This is a genomic window from Simplicispira sedimenti (assembly GCF_022760965.1).
Lineage (GTDB): Bacteria > Pseudomonadota > Gammaproteobacteria > Burkholderiales > Burkholderiaceae_C > Simplicispira > Simplicispira sedimenti.
This window is the reverse complement of sequence record NZ_JAKVIJ010000001.1, coordinates 182,836-202,169: the sequence shown is the minus strand read 5'-3', so window position 1 is coordinate 202,169 and position 19,334 is coordinate 182,836. Positions and strand designations below refer to the sequence as shown.

Sequence of the window (19,334 nt, the reverse complement as noted above, 5' to 3'; positions counted from 1 at the left end):
CACTTTTTGCTTGAAATTATCATGAACCACGACAAGAACGTCACCACCACCATCGGCCACCTGATCGACGGCCAGATCGTTGCCGACACCGAGCGCACGCAGCCCGTCTTCAACCCCGCCACCGGTCAGTCCACCACCAGCGTGGCGCTGGCGAGCCAGGCCACGGTCGAGGCCGCCATCGCTTCCGCCGAAGCGGCCTTCCCGGCCTGGCGCAACACGCCGCCGCTCAAGCGCGCGCGCGTGATGAGCAAGCTGAAAGTCCTGCTCGAAGAAAATGCCGACAAGATCGCCGCCCTGATCACCGCCGAGCATGGCAAGGTGCTGGCCGACGCACACGGCGAGCTGCAGCGTGGCATCGAGAACGTGGAATACGCGAGCTACGCGCCCGAGCTGCTCAAGGGCGAGCACAGCCGCAACGTGGGACCCAGTATCGATTCGTGGAGCGAATTCCAGGCACTGGGCGTCACGGCGGGCATCACGCCCTTCAACTTTCCGGCCATGGTGCCGCTGTGGATGTGGCCCATGGCCGTGGCCTGCGGCAACACCTTCGTGCTCAAGCCCTCCGAGCGCGATCCGACGAGCGCCCTGTTCATCGCCCAGCTGGCGCTGGAAGCGGGCCTGCCGCCTGGCGTGCTGAACGTGGTCAACGGGGACAAGCTGGCCGTGGACACGCTGCTGCAGGACCCGCGCGTCAAGGCCGTGAGCTTCGTCGGGTCCACGCCCATCGCTGAATACATCTACGCCGAAGGCTGCAAGCACGGCAAGCGCGTGCAGGCCCTGGGCGGCGCCAAGAACCACGCCGTGCTCATGCCCGACGCCGACGTCGGCAACGCCGTCAGCGCGCTGATGGGCGCGGCCTATGGGTCGTGCGGCGAGCGCTGCATGGCCATCCCGCTGCTCGTGGCCGTGGGCGACGAGGTGGGCGATGCCGTGGTGGCGGGCCTGAAAGCCGAGATCGCCAAGATGAAGGTCGGCCCGGGCACCGACAACGGCAACGACATGGGCCCGCTGGTGACGAAGCAGCACTTCGAGAAGGTGAAGGCCTATGTGGACAGCGGCGTGGCCGAGGGCGCCACGCTGGTGGTCGATGGCCGGGGCGTGCAGGTGGCCGGCCATGAGGAAGGCTACTTCCTGGGCGCCTGCCTGTTCGACCACGTCAAGCCCGGCATGAAGATTTACCAGGAAGAAATCTTCGGCCCCGTGCTCGGCGTGGTGCGCGTGAAGACGCTGCAGGAAGCCATGCAGCTCATCAACGACCACGAATACGGCAACGGCACCTGCATCTTCACGCGCGACGGCGAGGCCGCGCGCTACTTCACCGACCACATCCAGGTCGGCATGGTGGGCGTGAACGTGCCCCTGCCCGTGCCCGTGGCCTACCACTCGTTCGGCGGCTGGAAGCGCAGCCTGTTTGGCGACCTGCACGCCTACGGCCCGGATGCCGTGCGCTTCTACACCAAGCGCAAGACCATCACCCAGCGCTGGCCTTCGGCCGGCGTGCGCGAAGGGGCGGTGTTCAGCTTCCCGAGCAGCCGCTGACGGCGCGGCCCCGTGCGGGCCGCTTCCAGGCCCCCTGCCCTGCAGTCTTTCGGTCTGCAGGGCATTTTGTTATGTGAAATCGATTTTCACGAAAATGCGTCACAATGGCGACGCCCGGGTCCGCAAAGCTGCTTACCAGGGTTTTTACTGAACGCCACCTACAATCAGATCCCCCCGGACCCTGGGGTCCGGCCGCGCAAAGCCCGCCGCAGGGCGCGCGGTTCCGCCAACTGGAGACTTCCATGCCCGAGAACGCACCGGCCCCGATCCCCCACCTCGACAAGCGCGCGCTGCTGCGCAAGGCCGCCCTCGAGTACCACGAGTTTCCCAAGCCCGGCAAGGTGGCCATCGCCGCCACCAAGCAGCTGGTCAACCAGCACGACCTGGCACTGGCCTATTCGCCTGGCGTGGCCGCGCCCTGCGAGGAGATCGTCAAGGACCCGGCCGCCGCGTTCCGCTACACCAGCCGGGGCAACCTCGTCGGCGTGGTCACCAACGGCACGGCCGTGCTGGGCCTGGGCGACATCGGACCGCTGGCGGGCAAGCCGGTTATGGAAGGCAAGGGGGTGCTGTTCAAGAAGTTCTCGGGCATCGATGTGTTCGACATCGAGATCAACGAGAAGGACCCGGACAAGCTGATCGAGATCATCGCGTCCATGGAGCCCACCTTCGGCGGCATCAACCTCGAAGACATCAAGGCGCCCGATTGCTTCTACATCGAGCGCAAGCTGCGCGAGCGCATGAAGATCCCGGTCTTCCATGACGACCAACACGGAACGGCCATCGTGGTCGGCGCCGCCATCCTGAACGGACTGAAAGTCGCGGGCAAGGACCCGTCGAAGGTGAAGCTGGTCGCTTCGGGCGCGGGCGCGGCGGCACTGGCCTGCCTGGGCCTTCTGGTCAAGCTGGGCATCCAGCGCGAGAACATCTGGGTGACCGATCTGGCCGGCGTGGTCTATGAGGGCCGCAACGAGCTGATGGACGAGGACAAGCAGTTCTTCGCGCAGAAGACCGATCAGCGCACGCTCAGCGAAGTGATTGCGGGCGCCGATGTGTTCCTCGGTCTTTCGGCTGGTGGTGTGCTCAAGAAAGACATGGTGGCCAAGATGGCCGAGCGTCCGCTGATCTTCGCGCTGGCCAATCCGAACCCCGAGATCCAGCCCGAAGACGTGCAGGCCGTGCGCGACGACGCCATCATGGCGACGGGCCGTTCGGACTACCCGAACCAGGTCAACAACGTCCTGTGTTTCCCCTACATCTTCCGGGGCGCGCTCGATTCCGGCGCCACGACCATCACGCTGGAAATGGAAATCGCCGCGGTGCATGCCATCGCCGACCTGGCGCAGGCCGAGCAGAGCGAGGTGGTGGCAGCGGCTTATGTGGGTGAGAAGCTGGCCTTCGGCCCGGAATACCTGATCCCCAAGCCGTTCGACCCACGTCTGATGATGAAGATCGCGCCGGCCGTGGCGCAGGCGGCTGCCGACAGCGGCGTGGCGCAGCGTCCCATTGCCGACATGGATGCCTACCGCGACCAGTTGCAGAGCTTCGTCTATGCCTCGGGCACGATGATGAAGCCTATCTTCCTGGCAGCGAAAACGGCCGCCAAGAAGCGTGTGGCCTATGCGGAAGGCGAAGAAGAGCGTGTGCTGCGCGCCGCACAGATCGTGGTGGATGAGCGCGTGGCGCGGCCCACGTTGATCGGTCGCCCGGCCATCATCGCCCAGCGTGTCGAGAAATTCGGCCTGCGCCTCCAGGAAGGGCGCGACTACGATGTAGTGAACGTCGAGCAGGACCACCGCTACCGCGATTTCTGGCAGACCTACCACCAGATGACGGCGCGCAAGGGCATCACGGCGCCCATTGCCAAGATCGAGATGCGCCGGCGCCTGACCCTGATCGGCGCCATGCTGCTGCACAAGGGCGAGGTCGATGGCTTGATCGTGGGGACCTGGGGCCATACGTCGCACCACCTCAATTACATTGATCAGGTGATCGGCCGCCGAGCCGGCGTGGCCACCTACGCCTGCATGAACGGCCTGCTGCTGCCCGACCGACAGGTGTTCTTGGTGGACACCCATGTGAACTACGACCCCACGGCCGAGCAGCTTGCCGAGATCACCATGATGGCCGCCGAGGAGATGCTGCGCTTTGGCATCAAACCCAAGGCGGCGCTGCTGTCGCACTCCAACTTTGGCTCCAGCGATCAGCCCAGCGCCGTGAAGATGCGCCAGACGCTGGAACTGCTGCGCGTGCAAGCGCCCTGGCTGGAGGTGGATGGCGAGATGCACGGCGACGTGGCGCTCAACGGCGCTTCGCGCGCGGCGCTCATGCCGCACAGCAGCCTCATTGGTGATGCCAACCTGCTGGTGATGCCGAACATTGATGCGGCCAACATCTCCTACAACCTGCTCAAGACGGCAGCAGGCGGCAACATCGCCATCGGCCCGGTGCTGCTGGGTGCGGCGCAGCCGGTGCATATCCTGACGGCCAGCGCCACCGTGCGCCGCATCGTCAACATGACGGCGCTGACCGTGGCAGACGCAAACGCCCAAAGATAAGCACAAAGAGAAAAGCAAGCGCTAACTTTCAGGGGCTGTCAAGCCCCGTATTCCTGCCTAAAGATTGGGCAAATGCTTGCTTTTTTCGGGGGGTTCAGTCACACTTACGGCTCGAAATTTCGGGTTAACCCGTAGTTTCTGAAAGGTGTCGATTGATGCTGAAGGCTTGGTCCAGCGGGGCGCACAAGGCTGTCGCTGCATTGATGTTGGGTGTTGTCTGTGCGTTGCTGCCCCAGCCGGGCATGGCGCGCAACCAGCCGTCCACCGGCGGCCTGGACACCATCCGTATTGAACAGTTGCCGCTCCAGGGGCGCCAGACCTATGCGCTGATCCGCCAGGGTGGCCCCTTCCCTTACGACAAGGATGGCACCGTCTTTGGCAATCGCGAAAGGCTGCTGCCTCAGCACAAGCGCGGCTACTACCGCGAGTACACCGTCAGAACGCCAGGTGCGCGCAACCGGGGTGCCCGGCGCATTGTGTGTGGAGGCCTGCAGCCCCGGACGCCGGATGCCTGCTACTACACCAGCGACCACTACGCCAGTTTTCGCGAAATTGTCGAATGAACCCCTGCACCCAGCGAGCCTGCCTGCTCTGTGCTTGGGGATCCATGACCGAGCCACAGCCTCCCGGGGACTTGCATTGATTGCCCCGGGTGTTATTTTTTGGACTTGAAAGAAAGAGAAGCGGAGATGGATACACCACTTCGTAAAGACCAGGAAAATCCTCTGCGCGGTGTTCGCCCCAACATCGTGCAGTCGATCCGCGCCTTCCGGGTGCACGATCTGCAGGACGCAGCCGCACGGCTGGGTCAGCATTTCCTGTACGCCAATCTGGCGCACGCACAGTCCAAGCAGGATGTGCTGGACCTGATCGCGCAGCAGTTCACCTTCCCCGCGCATTTCGGGAAGAATTTCGATGCGCTGTCCGACTGCCTGACCGATCCGCTGCACAAGTCCGGCCCGCAGCCTGGCTTCATCGTGGTGCTGGAGCAGATCCCTGCCACCGCCAAGTTCGACAAGGAAGCCCGCGAGCAGCTTCTGGACGTGTTCCGCGACGCAGCCGACTACTGGGCCGATCGCAAGATACCGTTCCGGTGTTTCTATTCTTTTCTGTAGCCCGTTCTGCAACCACCGGCCAAGCAGAACGGGCCAGCGAGGCCCAGGCGAATCCCGCCGCCGTGCAGGGAATCGACATCGGCGGCGATTGCGCCGAGAAGATGCCCACCGACAAGCTGGTGGACATCTCTCCTCTGGCACTGCGCATGAGCAGTCCATTCAACTCGGGATACTGGCTCACCGCTGCCTGAGTGCGTTGGCGCCGACCCTTCGCAGCCCGTCCTCGTGACGGGCTGTGTCGTTCATGGAGCCGCATCAAGGTAGCGCACCTGCAGCCGCTATAGTCGCAAGCCAACGCTGACCTGTGCCCATGTCCCGAGACAAAACCCTCTACTCCTGCGCTGAATGCGGCGGAACCACGCCCAAATGGCTGGGCCAGTGCCCCCACTGCCGGGCGTGGAACACCTTGACAGAAGCCCTGGCCGAGCCCGCCACGGCACGCAACCGCTACGGGCATGGCCATGGCCATGGCCATGCGCTGAATGCAGCGCAACCGGTGGCGCCGCTATCGGCCATCGAGGCTTCGGAAGTGGCGCGTGCGGCCAGCGGGATCGAGGAGCTCGATCGGGTGCTGGGTGGCGGCATCGTCGAGGGGGGCGTGGTGCTCATCGGCGGCGACCCGGGCATTGGGAAATCCACGCTGTTGCTGCAGGCGCTCGATGCCCTGCAGCGTGCAGGCCTTCCCACGCTGTATGTCACGGGCGAGGAAAGTGGTGCCCAGGTCGCTCTGCGCTCGCGCCGCTTGGGTTTGGAGCACAGCCAAGTGCAGGTGCTGGCCGAAACCCAGCTCGAGAAAATTCTGGCCACCGTGGAGGCCACACAACCGGCGGTCGCTGTGATCGACTCGATCCAGACCATCTATTCCGACCAGTTGGCCTCGGCCCCCGGTTCGGTGGCCCAGGTGCGCGAATGTGCGGCGCATCTCACGCGTGCGGCCAAGGGCACCGGAGTGGCCATGGTGTTGGTTGGCCATGTGACCAAGGAGGGGGCTTTGGCCGGTCCACGCGTGTTGGAGCACATGGTGGACACGGTGCTGTACTTCGAAGGTGACACGCATTCCAACTTCCGTCTGGTGCGCGCCATCAAGAACCGTTTTGGCGCCGTCAACGAAATTGGTGTGTTCGCGATGACGGAGCGCGGGTTGCGCGGCGTCAGCAACCCCAGTGCGATCTTTCTGAGTCAGCACAGCGAGCCGGTTCCAGGAAGCTGCGTGCTGGTCACGCTGGAGGGCACGCGACCCATGCTGGTAGAAATCCAGGCGCTCGTCGATGGTGGCGGTCCCTCGCCCCGGCGCCTGTCGGTGGGGCTGGAGCGCGACCGCCTGGCCATGTTGCTGGCGGTGCTGCACCGCCATGCAGGTGTGGCCTGTGGCGACCAGGACGTGTTCGTCAACGCCGTGGGCGGGGTACGCATCAGTGAGCCGGCGGCCGATCTGGCGGTGATGCTGTCCATCACCTCCAGCCTGCGCAGCCGGGCGCTGCCCAAGGGCTTCATCGCTTTTGGCGAAGTCGGGCTGGCAGGGGAAGTACGGCCCGCGCCCCGTGGGCAGGAGCGCTTGCGCGAAGCCGCCAAGCTGGGTTTTACGGTGGCCGTGATTCCCAAGGCCAACGCACCGCGCCAGCCCATCGAAGGGCTGGAGATCCATGCGGTGGAGCGCATCGAGGAAGCCATGTCCGTGGTGAGAGGCCTGGGCTGATCCGTCACGCAAGCAGCCTGTCAGTCCCCTGCGGTCTGATGCCGGGGCGCCGCCGTAAAATCCCACGATTCGCGAAACCGCAAGCAAAGGACACCTCCCATGAGCCCCGTAGTTCCCTCGATGGCCGACCGTGACGGCAAGATCTGGATGGACGGCCAGATGGTCGATTGGCGCGATGCCAAGATCCACGTGCTGACCCACACGCTGCACTACGGCTGTGGCGCCTTTGAGGGTGTGCGGGCCTACAACACGGTGAACGGCACCGCCATCTTCCGCCTGCAGGAGCACACCGAACGCCTGTTCAACAGCGCCAAGATCCTGCGCATGAAGATCCCGTTCACCATGGACGAGGTCAACGAAGCGCAAAAGGCCGTGGTGCGTGCCAACAACCTGGAGTCGTGCTACCTGCGCCCCCTGACTTGGATCGGCGACAAGAAGCTGGGTGTTTCGCCCAAGGGCAACACCATCCACTTGATGGTGGCCGCCTGGGCCTGGGGCGCCTACCTGGGCGAGGAAGGCATGAAGCGCGGCATCCGCGTCAAGACCAGCAGCTACACGCGCCACCACGTCAACATCACCATGACGCAGGCCAAGGCGGTGAGCAACTACACCAACTCCATCCTGGCCAACATGGAAGCCACGGACGAGGGCTACGACGAAGCGCTGCTGCTCGATAGCGCAGGCTTCGTGTCCGAAGGCGCTGGCGAGAACCTGTTTGTCATCAAGAACGGTGTGATCTACACGCCCGACCTGTCGGCCGGTGCGCTCAACGGCATCACGCGCAACACGGTGTTTCACATCGCCAAGGATCTGGGCCTGGAGATCGTGCAAAAGCGCATCACGCGCGACGAGGTGTACATCGCCGACGAGGCCTTCTTCACCGGCACGGCGGCCGAGGTCACGCCCATCCGTGAACTCGATCGCATCGAAATCGGCGCGGGCAGCCGCGGTCCCATCACCGAAAAAATCCAGAGCGCGTTCTTTGACATCGTCAACGGACGCAATCCGAAATACGCCCACTGGCTCACCAAGGTATAGAGCCGTTGTAGGGTATGCGTATCGTCCACGTCATCCTGACCAACCGATTTGCCGGGAGCGAGCGTTACGCCATTGAGCTGGCCAATGCACAGTCTGCAAGCCACGATGTCACCCTCATCCTGCGCAGGACGGCGCACCGCGATCGTCCCACGGGCTATTCCCACAAGGTCGATCCGCGGGTGAAGATCCTCTGGGTGGGGCGGTGGCTGGGGCGTTGGCAGGCGCGCCGTTGGATACGTCGCTTGAGGCCCGATGTGGCGCATGCCCATTTGAGCGATGGTTGCAAGGCCCTCGGGGGCCTTCAGGACCTGCGTGGAACGGTTTTGCGTGTGGCTACATTGCACATGCGGTACAAGCCGCAGCAGCACCAGAACCTCGACGCCCTGGTCGCCATCGCGCCCTGGCAGCTGCAGGAAGTGCCATCGCAACTGCGCGCCCATACGGTCCATATCAACAACTGGACGCTGCCGTATGCACCCAGCCCTGGCGCGCGCGCGCTCATGCGGGCGCGCCACGGCATTGCGGAGGATGCCTGGGTTCTGGGCTCTGTGGGGCGCGTGGAGCACACCAAGGGCCTGGACGTACTTTTGGATGCCTTCGAGATGGCTGCGTTGCCTGGGGCTTGTCTGGTGATTGTGGGACAGGGGGCCGAGGTCGAAGCCTTGAAACAGCGCAAGGTACCCGGCGTGTTGTTTGTGGGTTTTGCTGAAAAGCCTCAGGACTGGCTTGCCGCATTTGATGTGTTTGTGAGCTCCGCCCGCGAGGAGTCCTTTGGGTTGGTGATGCTGGAGGCCGCAGCGGCGGGCCTGCCTATCATTGCGACCGCGACCGAGGGCGCCCGGCATCTGGCCGATGACGTGGTGGAGGCCATCGTGCCCGTGGAAGACCCGGCTGCATTGGCCAAGGCTTTGCGGGATGCGTTTGAGGAAAGGCCGCTCCGCCGGCAAAAGGACCTGCGCAAGTACGCTGTGGAAACGAGCGTTGCCGAGATCTTTTCCTTTTACCAGCGTGAGCGGTCCGTGGTGGTAAAGGCGGGTGCGTGATGTGCCTGCGGGCCTTGATACGGGCCGAATCTTTAAATCATAGTGAAATGGTGATGTGAATCATGAGCGAGAACAAAGCGATTCAATTGAATGCCGAGGACCTGGATGGGCAAGGCAATTTCCCTTGCCCCAACCCCAAGGCGGCCGTCAAGCAGTGGAGTGGTCATCCAAAGGTGTACCTGAGCGCGAAACCCGGACAAGTGGTTGCCTGCCCCTACTGTGGCACCCAATACGCGCTTGCGGCGGGAGTGAAGACGGGCGGTCATTGATACCGATGATCGGCCGGGAAAATCCGTGCTTCCAGTCCGCGCGACAACGCTTCTTACTTCCCAACTGGCTTCGGTGTCGGCATTCTTGCTGGGCGCCTTGACCTTGCTGCTGCCCTCGGGCTACGCCTATGGGGCGGCTGTCTTCATTGTTTTCGCGATGGCATCCTTTCCCCTATGGGCCAAGGAGCGTTTGAGCGATAGATCGGCCGTCTGGCTGGCCTTGGTGTTTGCGGTGATGGGTGCCGTGTGGATTTTTGGCGCCGACCTTGACCGTGGGCTGTCGGCGCTGAACAAGCCGTTCCGCTATGTGCTGGCGCTGGCATGCATTCCTGTTGCCTTTTTGTACCCCCCCAAGGGGCGATGGCTGCTTTGGGGCATTGCGGTGGGTGCCGCCTTCGGTGGGCTGAGGGCCTCCTACGATATCTTTGTCCTGGGGTACGAAAGGGCCTGGTACGACGCGGCCCACCAAAGCAGCAGTGGTGTCATTCAGTACGGAAACATGTCCGGGCTGTTTGGGCTCATCTGCTGGGTTCAGTGGGCGGTTTTCCATGAGCGCTGGAGCTGGCGCCGCTCGGCGCTGATGCTGGCCTGCGTCTTCCTGGGCGTCCTGGGCTCCTTGCTTTCTCAGACGCGGGGCGGCTGGGTCGCCCTGGTCTTGTGCATGGTTCCACTGCTGTGGTTGATTTATCGCTATGTGGCGAACCATCGATTCATCTATGCCGTACTTGGCTTGCTGGCCGTGGTGATGGCCTTGCTGTGGCACCAGTCCTCGTACCTGCAGGAACGCTGGAGCCTGGCGCGTGATGAGGTGGCGGGGTTTGTCAAGAACGGTGAGGCCGACAACTCCGTGGGCCACCGGCTGGCCCATTGGAAACTGGCCTGGGACATGGGGCTGGAAAAGCCGCTGACGGGCTGGGGCGAGGCGGGATACGCCGAGCAAAAGCGTCTGCGTGTGGAAAAAGGGGAGGCTCCCCCTTCGGTCATGTACTACGGCCATGCGCACAACGAGTGGTTTGATATGTTTGTCAAACGCGGTGTGATTGGGCTGGTGGGCCTGCTGTTGTTCTATGCCGTCCCTCTGGCCTTGTTCTGGCCCACGCAGGCCCGGGTGCAGCGCCCCGATGGAACGATAGACCCCGAGGCCTTGTGCCTGCGTTTGGCGGGCATGCTTTTTCCGCTGGCGTACCTGGGTTTCGGATTGACACAGGTGTACCTCGCGCATTTCAACGGCAACATGATCTATCTGTTCATGGTCCTGTTCTTCATGGCGGCCATCCGCGGCCATCAGCGCGGCCACGGGGGAGCGTCTAGGCAAGCGGGGTGATGGGCAGGCGCAGCACAAAACAGGCGCCCTGGCCCTGCGGGTTGCCCTCGCAGTGCACGGTGCCTTGGTGGCGCCCTGCGATGGAGCGCACCAGGGCCAGGCCCAGGCCCACGCCACCGGCGCGCTCGCTGGCGCCGGGCAGGCGGTAGAAGGGTTCGAAGATGCGTTCGCGCAACTCTGCGGGCACGCCCGGCCCCTGATCGCACACCCGCACTTCTGCCATGCCCCCTTGCAGGTGCAGGCTGACGCTCACGGTGCCATCGCTGTAGCGGCGGGCGTTTTCCAACAGGTTGCGCAGCGCGCGGCGCAGCAGCTTGGCCACGGCATGCACTTCCAGCGGCTGGTTGCCTGCATCCAGCTCCGCGCCGGTGCGTGCGCATTCCTCTGCGGCCAACCCCACCAGATCCACCACCTCGAACGAGCCCACATCGGCCTCGCGCGCGTCCAGGCGGCTGGCCAGCAGGATTTCGTCCACGAGCTGGTCGAGCTCGGCGATGTTGCGCAGGATCTCGGCCCGCGCACTGGCCGATGGCACACCGTCCTGCATCAGTTCCATGCCCATGCGGATGCGTGCCAGCGGTGAGCGCAGCTCGTGCGATGCGTTGGCCAGCAGCGACTTGTGCGAACGCAGCAGCGCTTCGATGCGCCCCGCCGCAGCATTGAACTGGCGTGACAGATCGGCCACCTCATCGTGGCCCTGCACGGGCACGCGGGCTGCCAGGTCGCCTTCGCCAAAGCGCTGCACTCCGCGCTGCAGTACCTCCAGGCGCGACATCAGGCGACGGATGATGGGAAACACCCCCAACGCCACAGCCAGCCCCACCAGCACCAGCATCCACAGGAAGCCAAACGGTGGCCGCGTCCAGAACGCCAGGCTCTGCGGAGGGGGCGGTGCGCGCAGGGCGGCTGCGCGCTCATGGCGCTCGCGGCGATCCATGCGCTCGCGCCCTTGAAAGCGGGGCTCCAACTCCAGCTCGAAGGTTCGACCGTCGGTGGTCTGCAACTGGTAGAGCACCCCTTCCGATGGATGTTGCGGCTGGCGTGTGGCCGTGCCTTGCAGCACCACGCGGCCCTGCAGATCGCGCAGCACCACCTCCCGCGCAGGGGGAGCAATGCGCAGCGCGTTCTGCTCTGCCGCCGTGCGCCAGGCCCAGCCCACCACCAACGTGAGCACCGCCACGCCCCCGACCACGGCCAGCCAGATGCGCAGGTACAGGCGCTGCGAAAAGGTGCGGGAGATGGAGCGGAGCATCGACATATCGATCACCGTGTGCGCGGTGCCCAGTCACGGGGGCAAGATACTGGCGCTGCGCAGGCCAGCAGACTCCGTGGAACTGGCTTTGCCAGGCCACTGGCGTCGTCCCCCCTCCCGCAGGAGAGGGGGGAAGGCGCGAAGCGACGCAGGGGGGTGTTCACATCACTCCTGCTGCTTGGCAAACACATAGCCCACGCCGCGCACCGTGAGAATGCGGCGCGGGTTCTTGGGGTCTTGCTCGATGGCGGCGCGAATGCGGCCCATGTGCACGTCGATGGAGCGGTCGAAGGCCTCCAGCTCACGCCCGCGCACGGCTTCCATGATCTGGTCGCGCGTGAGCACGCGGCCGGCACGCTCGGCCAGGGCCACCAGCAGGTCGAACTGGTAGGAGGTCAGATCGGCCGCCTGGCCCGCCACCGAGACGCTGCGCGCATCGCGGTCGATCTCCAGCGTGCCAAAGCGCAGTACGTGGGCGACGGGCGCCGCGCCTGCGTTGCGCCGCCGCAGCAGGGCGCGGATGCGTGCCAGCAGCTCGCGCGGCTCGAAGGGCTTGGGCAGGTAGTCGTCGGCGCCGATCTCCAGGCCGATGACACGGTCCATGGGGTCGCCCTTGGCCGTGAGCATCAGCACCGGCATCTGCGCCACCGGCCCGGGCAGCGCGCGGATGCGGCGGCAGACTTCCAGCCCGTCCATGTCGGGCAGCATGAGGTCGAGGATGACCAGCTCGGGCAAGGTGCCGCCGTCCTGTCCCTGCAGGCGCGCCAGGCCGCTGGCGGCGTCGGGGCAGTGCGCGAGCTGCATGCCCGACTGGCCCAGGTACTCCCCCACCATCTGGGCCAAACGCAGGTCGTCTTCGATCATCAGCAAGGAGGTGCTCATGGCGTCAGCAAAGGGGGTGCTCAGAGTGGGAGGATGGGGGCATCATGCCTGCTACCTGTCATGTCCCCTTGTCCTTGGCGTAAAGCACAGGTAAACGTGGCGCAGCTTCACGGTTACTTTTGCTATGTATTTTATAGCTGCTTGCGCTTATGTGTTAGGCGCTGGAGGCCGATTTGGCCTTGGATGCTATCCACACCAGTCCCAGCACCGGCAGGCCCAGCAAGGCGGTGGATGCAAAGAACTGTGCGTAGCCAAAGGCGTTGACGTAGTCGCCCGAAAAGCCCGCCACGAACTTGGGCAGCAGCAGCATCATCGAGCTGAACAGCGCGTACTGTGTGGCCGAATAGCTGACGTTGGTCAGGCTGGAGAGGTAGGCAATGAAGGCCGCCGACGCAATGCCGCTGGCCAGGTTGTCGGCAGAGACCACGGCGATGAGCGCCGTTACATCGTGCCCATGGCCCGCCAGCCAGGCAAACAGCAGGTTGGTGCAGGCGCTCAGCAGGGCGCCCAGCATCAGGATGCGCATCACGCCAAAGCGCATGGCGAGCGAGCCGCCCACAAAGGCGCCGACCAGCGTCATCACCACGCCGTACACCTTGGTCACGGCGGCCACCTCGTCCTTGGTGTAGCCCATGTCCACGTAGAAGGGGTTGGCCATGATGCCCATCACCACATCGCTGATGCGGTACACGGCGATCAACGCCAGGATCAGCGCCGCCTGCCAGCGGTAGCGGCGCACAAAGTCGGCAAACGGCTCCAGCAGGGCGCCGCGCAGCCATTCGGCCGCGTTGCGTGCCGGGGGCAGCTCCACGGGCCGGGGCTCGCGCGAGAACAGCACCGTGACCATGCCCACAGCCATGGAGGCCGCCATCACCAGGTAGGCCGTCTGCCAGGCGCCGTTCTGGTAGGTCGCGGCGCCCGTTGCAGCGGCGGCCGCGCCTGCCAGTGCGGGGGCTTCGGCGCGCGCGGCAATCCACAGCACCCCGGCACCGGCCCAGATCATCGCCAGCCGGTAGCCCGTTTGGTAGGCGGCAGCCAGGGCCGCCTGGTGGTTGGCGTCGGCCGATTCGATGCGGAAGGCGTCCAGCGCAATGTCGTGCGTGGCCGAGGCGAAGGCCACCATCAACGCACAGGCCACCACGGGGCTCAGCGCCTGGCGCGGGTCGGTCAGCGCCATGCCCACCAGCCCTGCCACCACCAGGCACTGCGACAGCAGCAGCCAGCTGCGCCGCCGCCCCAGCGTGTGGGTGAGCAGTGGCAGCGGCAGCCGGTCCACCAGCGGCGCCCAGGCCCACTTGAAGCCATAGGCCAGGCCCACCCAGCTCAGGTGCCCGATGGTGCTGCGGTCGATGCCTGCCTCGCGCAGGCGAAAGCTCAGCGTGCCCAGCACCAGCAGCAACGGCAGGCCAGCCGAAAAGCCGAGCGTCAGCATGCGCAGGCTGGCGGGTTCGAGGTACACGCGCAGCGTCTGGAGCCAGGACATGCGCGGTGCGGTGGGAGAAGGCGTGGTGGTGGGCGGCATGGGGTGTGGTGTTTTGACTATTATTCCCGCATGTGCTTTCTTTGCCCCGCTCCTTCCGTAGCCTCGTCGTCCCCCTGGCAGGCGCGGCGCGCCTTTGTGCTGGCTGCCGCCGCCGGGGCTGCTGCGCCTGCGCTGGCCCAGGTGGAGGTGGGTTCGGCCTCGGGCATGCGCCGCCTGGTGCCGGCCGAAACGCTGGAGTCCTCGGCCACCCAGCAGTACAGCCAGTTGCTGGCCCAGGCCCGGGCGCAGGGGGCGCTGGTGCCGTCCGGTCATCCGCAGCTTGCGCGCCTGCACGCCATCGCACGGCGCCTCATCCCTTTCACCACGCCATGGAATGACCGGGCGCGCCACTGGCGCTGGGAGGTCAACCTCATTGCCAGCAAGCAGATCAATGCGTTCTGCATGCCGGGCGGCAAGATTGCGTTCTTCACCGGCATCCTGGATCAGTTGCGCCTGACCGACGACGAGGCCGCCATGATCATGGGCCACGAAATGGCCCACGCACTGCGCGAGCACGCCCGCGAGCGCCTGGCCAAGACCCAGGCCACCAACCTGGGCCTGCGCCTGGGCGCGCAGTTGCTGGGCCTGGGCGACGTGGGGCAGCTGGCCGCCAACCTGGGCGGGCAGTTGCTCACGCTCAAGTTCAGCCGCGGTGACGAGAGCGAGGCCGACCTGGTGGGCCTGGAGCTGGCTGCCCGTGCGGCCTTCCAGCCCGCCGCCAGCGTGAGCCTGTGGCAGAAGATGGGCCAGGCCACGGGCGGCAAGGACGGCCTGGCCTTCCTCTCCACCCACCCCAGCGGGCCCGACCGCATCCGTGAGCTGCAGCAGAACGTGCCCAAGGTCCAGGGCCTGTACGAAGCCGCGCGCCAGAATGGCTAAATGCTATTGAATTGATAGCTGTCAGCGCTTTATCCACGGGCGCTAGAGGCCAAAAACCATTGAAGTTTCAAGTGCCACCCACGTAGGGGTTGCTCTGGCGCTCGCGGCCGAAGCTGCTCTCAGGCCCATGGCCGGGAATGAACACCGTCTGGTTCCCCATGGGCCACAGGCGCTGCGTGATGCTGTCGATCAACTGCTGGTGGTTGCCCTGGGGAAAATCGGTGCGGCCAATGCTGCCAGCGAACAGCACGTCGCCCACAAAGCAGCGCTCGATCTGTGGTGCGTGGAACACCACATGGCCCGGCGTGTGACCTGGGCAGTGGCGCACGGCCAGCGTCTCGTTGCCGATCTGCACCGTGTCGCCATCGGCCAGCCAGCGCGTGGGCGTGAAGTGCTGCGCGGGCGGAAAGCCAAACATCGCGCTCTGCTGCGGCAGGCCATCGATCCAGAACTGATCGCCCGGATGTGGCCCGACGATGGGCAGTTGCAGTCGCTCGGCCAGCTCGCCCGTGCCGCCGGCGTGGTCGATGTGCGCGTGCGTGAGCCAGATCTGGCTGAGCGTGAGCCCCAGGCGCTGGATTTCTGCCAGCAGCAGGTCGAGATCGCCGCCCGGGTCGATGACGGCGGCCTGGCCGGTGGCATCGCACCAGACGATGGAACAGTTTTGCTGGAAGGGCGTGACGGGAACGGTGAGGTAGCGCAGCATGGGGACGGAAAGCGGGGTTGCAGGATGCCGGGTGACCGGCTCAGGGCGCAAGTGTAGGCGCGGAGGCTGCGCTGCTGCGCCGACTCTCCTGGGGCGCCGAGCGTGCCGTGGCGGCGCAACCCACCGAGGCCATCACGATGAGCCCGATGGCAAGCCACTGCATGACGCTCAGGCGCTCGTCCAGCAGCCCCAGTGCCAGCACGGCGGCCACGGCGGGCTCCATGCTGATCATGATGCCGAAGGCCTGCGACGGCAGGCGCTTGAGCGCCACCATCTCCAGCGAGATCGGCACCGCGCTGGAGATGGCGGCCACGCCCAGCCCCACCGCCAGCACTTGCCAGGACAACAATGCCATGCCGGAATGCGCCAAGCCCACGGGCAGCACCACCAGCGCAGCCACTGTCAGGCCCAGCGAGACCGACAGGCCTGCATGCAAATGCCCGACCCGCTTGCCAAACAGGATGTAGGTCGCCCAGCACACGGCCGCCACCAGCGAGTACGCCACGCCCAGCGGGTCCAGCGTGCTCACGTCGTGTCCCAGCGGCAGCAGCAGGCCCAGCCCGGCCACGGCCAGCAGCACCCAGACGAAGTCCAGCGCCCGGCGCGACGACATCACAGCCACCGCCAGCGGCCCGGAGAACTCAATGGCCACAGCCACGCCGAAGGGCAGCGTCTGCAGCGACAGGTAGAACATGAGGTTCATCCCACCCAGCGCGGCGCCGTAGCAGGCGATGGCGCGCAGGTCCGCGCGTGTGAGGCGCCAGCGCCAGGGACGCCACAGCAGCAGGAGCAGCAGTGCCGAAAAGCCCACGCGCACGGCCGTGGTGCCCTGCGCGCCGACCAGCGGAAACAGCGTGTGCTTGGCCCACGAGGTGCCCAGGCCGAGGAAGGTGACCGAGCCGAAAATGGCCAGCAGCGGAATGAACGCAGAGGTGCGCAAAGAAGACGACATGCGGAAAATATATTGCGCTACCCTTGTGTCTTCTGCTCTATTTCTGGGTCTGTCACGCAACTTTCGCTCCCATATGCCCGTCGCCGATCCTTTGAAGCTCGACGCCTTCGACCTCGCCATCCTCGACATCCTGCAGCGTGACAACACCACGCCGCAGCGCGAGATCGCGCAGGCCGTGCATCTGTCGGCTCCGGCTGTGCAGCGGCGCATCCGGCGCCTGCGCGAGAGCGGGGTGGTGCGGGCCGAGGCAGCCCAACTCGACGCCAGCCTGCTGGGGCGCCCGCTCACGCTGCTGGTGGAGGTGCATGTGCACGACGAACACCCGCTGCGCACGGCTGGCCTGCGCCAGCGCATTGCAGGCGAACCGGCGGTGCAGCAGTGCTACGCCATCACCGGCGAGGCGGACTACCTGCTGGTCATCACCGCCTCCACCATGGCCGACTACGAGGCGTTGACGGGGCGCCTGTTCGGTGGCGACGACAACGTGCGGCGCTTTCGTACCTCGGTCGCGCTGGGCTGCCTCAAGGTGGGCCTGCAGGTGCCGTTGGATCGCTGCGGCCCGGTCGCATAGCGCGCCCCGGCGCGCGGCTCACAGGTTGGTGGCCGCCGTCACTTCGGACATGTCGGTCAGGCCTTGCAGCACTTTCTCGATGCCGTCCTGGCGCAGTGTCTTCATGCCTGCGGCGAGCGCCGAGAGGCGGATTTCGGTGGCCGAGGAGCGGTGGCGGATGTGCTGGCGGATGGGCTCGTCGCTGAGCATCAGCTCGTGGATGCCCATGCGGCCCTTGTAGCCGTGCGATTCGCACTGAGGGCAGCCCTGGCGGCGCCACAGCGTGATGCTGCCGTCGTCCTTGCCGTAGGCCTTGCGCCAGCGTGCGATGAGCGCATCGCGCGCTTCGGCGCTGTTGGCGGCGCTGCTCTCCAGGTACTGCGAAGCCATGGCTTGCAGCGTGTCGTGGTGGGCGGCATGGGGTTCGCGGCACTGGGTGCACAGGCGGCGCACCAGGCGCTGGGCCAGGATGGCCAGCAGCGAGTCCGAGAAGTTGAACGGGTCCAGCCCGATCTCCAGCAGGCGTGCAATGCTCTCGGGCGCCGAGTTGGTGTGCAGGGTGGACAGCACCAGGTGGCCCGTGAGCGAGGCCTCGATGGCGATGCGCGCGGTCTCCTCGTCGCGCATTTCGCCGATCATGATCACGTCGGGGTCGGCGCGCAGAAAGGTGCGCATGGCCGCCGCGAACGTCCAGCCGATGCGCGCGTTCATCTGCACCTGGCGCAGACCGCTCTGGGTGATTTCGATCGGGTCTTCGGCCGTCCAGATCTTGCGGTTGGAGGTGTTGAGATCGCGGACCACCGAATGCAGCGTGGTCGTCTTGCCGCAGCCCGTGGGGCCCACCACCAGCACCAGACCGTAGGGCTTCTTCACCATCTCGCGCAGCGCCTGCAGGTTGGTCGGGCTCAGGCCAATGTTTTCCAGCGGCAGCGGCTTGGCACCGGCCAGCAGGCGCAGCACCACGTCCTCCAGGCCGCGCGAGGTGGGCACCGTGACGACGCGCAGCTCCACCGGCGGCCCGCCAAAGCGCGAGAAGTCGATCTTGCCGTCCTGCGGTTTGCGGTGCTCGGAAATGTCCATGGTGGCCATGATCTTGATGCGCGCCACCATGGCATAGCGAAAACGTGCGGGCAGCTCCAGGTAGGGCACCAAGTCGCCATCGATGCGCAGGCGCACACGCACGTTGCTGGGCGCGGGTTCGGTCTCGATGTGGATGTCCGACGCACGGTGCGCAATGGCTTCGTCGATGATGGAGTTGATCAGCCGCACCAGCGTGTTGTCCGATTCGGTCACCACATCCGTCGCCACGGCGTCGGAGTCCGGCGCCATGCTGTTGAGGTTGCTGACCAGCTCTTGCGAGCTGGGGCGCGCTGCCGCGCTGGCGTTGCCTGTCGTGCCGTTGCGTGCGGCCCCATTGCCGTTGCCCTCCTTGGGGGCGTCGGTATGCACGCTGTAGGCCTTGGCAATGGCGGGCATCAGCGTGCCGGGGGCGGCCTGCAGCGGCACCAGGCGGCGCTGGCTCAGGAAGCGCAGTTCGTCGAGCAAGGCGCGGTCGTAGGGGTCGGCCATCAGTACCACCAGCGCGTCATCGCGCGCCAGCAGCGGCAGTACCGACTCGCGCTCGGCCACGGAGCGCGGCACCAGCGCCACGGCCACCGGGTCGGGCTGCAAGTGGCCGGGGTGCACCACATACTCGCCCAGCCAGGCGGCAATCGCCTGGCGCAACTGATCCTGCGATACCAGCCCCAGTTCCGTCAGGATCTGACCGATGGGCCGCTGGCGCCCGCGGTCGCGCTCGCTCTGCTGCATGCGCAGGCTCTGCATCAAATCGGTGGGCTGGAGCATGCCCGCGTTGATCAGCGCTTCGCCCAAATGCCGTGCCCTGCCCACCACGGGGTGCGGCGAAGTCACCAGGTCCCACAGCTCGTCGGTGTTGCGGGGCTCGAAATACTGGCTGGAGGCGGTGTCCTGCGTGGTGGTGTCTGCCATGGCGTGGGGCCGTCGGTGGA

Annotated in this window: 18 protein-coding genes; 12 read left to right on the top strand and 6 right to left on the bottom strand. The window is 65.7% G+C overall.

Annotated elements, in window-relative coordinates; all coding sequences use genetic code 11:
* Nucleotides 1–21: 21 nt before the first annotated feature.
* The 10 genes from MJ602_RS00915 to MJ602_RS00875 all read left to right on the top strand — a co-directional run bounded on the left by MJ602_RS00915 (nt 22) and on the right by MJ602_RS00875 (nt 10,582).
* Nucleotides 22–1,539 carry a CoA-acylating methylmalonate-semialdehyde dehydrogenase gene (locus MJ602_RS00915; protein ID WP_243019022.1) on the top strand — a complete coding sequence of 506 codons (1,518 nt, stop codon included), beginning with the start codon at nt 22–24 and terminating at the stop codon, nt 1,537–1,539.
* Between the two features lie 242 nt (nt 1,540–1,781).
* The gene (locus MJ602_RS00910) at nt 1,782–4,097 is read left to right on the top strand and encodes an NADP-dependent malic enzyme (RefSeq protein WP_243019021.1); all 2,316 of its coding nucleotides are present in this window, start codon (nt 1,782–1,784) and stop codon (nt 4,095–4,097) included.
* 155 nt (nt 4,098–4,252) lie between these two features.
* The gene (locus tag MJ602_RS00905) at nt 4,253–4,660 is read left to right on the top strand and encodes a guanyl-specific ribonuclease (RefSeq protein WP_162014729.1); all 408 of its coding nucleotides are present in this window, start codon (nt 4,253–4,255) and stop codon (nt 4,658–4,660) included.
* Nucleotides 4,661–4,786: 126 nt separating this feature from the next.
* Entirely contained in the window at nt 4,787–5,212 is a 426-nt protein-coding gene (locus MJ602_RS00900; RefSeq protein WP_162014730.1) for a barstar family protein, read from the top strand.
* A gap of 62 nt (nt 5,213–5,274) precedes the next feature.
* The gene (locus tag MJ602_RS16700) at nt 5,275–5,403 is read left to right on the top strand and encodes a hypothetical protein (protein ID WP_279235525.1); all 129 of its coding nucleotides are present in this window, start codon (nt 5,275–5,277) and stop codon (nt 5,401–5,403) included.
* 119 nt (nt 5,404–5,522) lie between these two features.
* Nucleotides 5,523–6,908 carry a DNA repair protein RadA gene (gene radA, locus MJ602_RS00895; protein WP_243019020.1) on the top strand — a complete coding sequence of 462 codons (1,386 nt, stop codon included), beginning with the start codon at nt 5,523–5,525 and terminating at the stop codon, nt 6,906–6,908.
* Nucleotides 6,909–7,007: 99 nt separating this feature from the next.
* Nucleotides 7,008–7,946, top strand: coding sequence for a branched-chain amino acid transaminase (locus tag MJ602_RS00890; RefSeq protein ID WP_162014732.1), 939 nt, complete (start codon nt 7,008–7,010; stop codon nt 7,944–7,946).
* A gap of 14 nt (nt 7,947–7,960) precedes the next feature.
* The gene (locus MJ602_RS00885; protein ID WP_243019019.1) at nt 7,961–8,989 is read left to right on the top strand and encodes a glycosyltransferase; all 1,029 of its coding nucleotides are present in this window, start codon (nt 7,961–7,963) and stop codon (nt 8,987–8,989) included.
* 62 nt (nt 8,990–9,051) lie between these two features.
* A complete protein-coding gene (locus MJ602_RS00880) occupies nt 9,052–9,258 on the top strand; it encodes a zinc-finger domain-containing protein (protein ID WP_162014734.1) in 207 nt (68 codons plus the stop codon).
* A 157-nt stretch (nt 9,259–9,415) separates the two neighbouring features.
* Complete coding sequence (locus tag MJ602_RS00875) at nt 9,416–10,582, top strand: O-antigen ligase family protein (RefSeq protein WP_243019018.1); 1,167 nt, start codon at nt 9,416–9,418, stop codon at nt 10,580–10,582.
* Here the strand turns inward: MJ602_RS00875 and MJ602_RS00870 are convergent.
* The 3 genes from MJ602_RS00870 to MJ602_RS00860 form a co-directional block, all read right to left on the bottom strand.
* Nucleotides 10,566–11,834, bottom strand: coding sequence for an ATP-binding protein (locus MJ602_RS00870; protein WP_243019268.1), 1,269 nt, complete (start codon nt 11,832–11,834; stop codon nt 10,566–10,568). The two genes, MJ602_RS00875 and MJ602_RS00870, sit on opposite strands and share 17 nt — an antisense overlap.
* Nucleotides 11,835–11,999: 165 nt before the next feature.
* On the bottom strand, nt 12,000–12,716 hold the full coding sequence (locus MJ602_RS00865) for a response regulator transcription factor (protein ID WP_162014736.1): 717 nt from the start codon (nt 12,714–12,716) through the stop codon (nt 12,000–12,002).
* A gap of 154 nt (nt 12,717–12,870) precedes the next feature.
* Nucleotides 12,871–14,238: an AmpG family muropeptide MFS transporter gene (locus MJ602_RS00860; RefSeq protein WP_279235523.1), complete on the bottom strand. Its 1,368-nt coding sequence runs from the start codon at nt 14,236–14,238 to the stop codon at nt 12,871–12,873.
* 30 nt (nt 14,239–14,268) lie between these two features.
* Between MJ602_RS00860 and MJ602_RS00855 the strand changes: the two genes are divergently transcribed.
* Nucleotides 14,269–15,117 carry a M48 family metallopeptidase gene (locus MJ602_RS00855; protein ID WP_162014738.1) on the top strand — a complete coding sequence of 283 codons (849 nt, stop codon included), beginning with the start codon at nt 14,269–14,271 and terminating at the stop codon, nt 15,115–15,117.
* A 67-nt stretch (nt 15,118–15,184) separates the two neighbouring features.
* On the opposite strand, the gene MJ602_RS00850 is transcribed toward MJ602_RS00855, so the two are convergent.
* A complete protein-coding gene (locus MJ602_RS00850; RefSeq protein WP_162014739.1) occupies nt 15,185–15,823 on the bottom strand; it encodes an MBL fold metallo-hydrolase in 639 nt (212 codons plus the stop codon).
* Nucleotides 15,824–15,863: 40 nt separating this feature from the next.
* Nucleotides 15,864–16,775: an EamA family transporter gene (locus MJ602_RS00845; protein ID WP_243019017.1), complete on the bottom strand. Its 912-nt coding sequence runs from the start codon at nt 16,773–16,775 to the stop codon at nt 15,864–15,866.
* Between the two features lie 73 nt (nt 16,776–16,848).
* Here MJ602_RS00845 and MJ602_RS00840 point away from each other — a divergent pair, with 73 nt between their 5' ends.
* A complete protein-coding gene (locus MJ602_RS00840; RefSeq protein ID WP_243019016.1) occupies nt 16,849–17,346 on the top strand; it encodes an Lrp/AsnC family transcriptional regulator in 498 nt (165 codons plus the stop codon).
* Nucleotides 17,347–17,364: 18 nt separating this feature from the next.
* On the opposite strand, the gene MJ602_RS00835 is transcribed toward MJ602_RS00840, so the two are convergent.
* A complete protein-coding gene (locus MJ602_RS00835; protein WP_243019015.1) occupies nt 17,365–19,314 on the bottom strand; it encodes a GspE/PulE family protein in 1,950 nt (649 codons plus the stop codon).
* Nucleotides 19,315–19,334 lie beyond the last annotated feature (20 nt).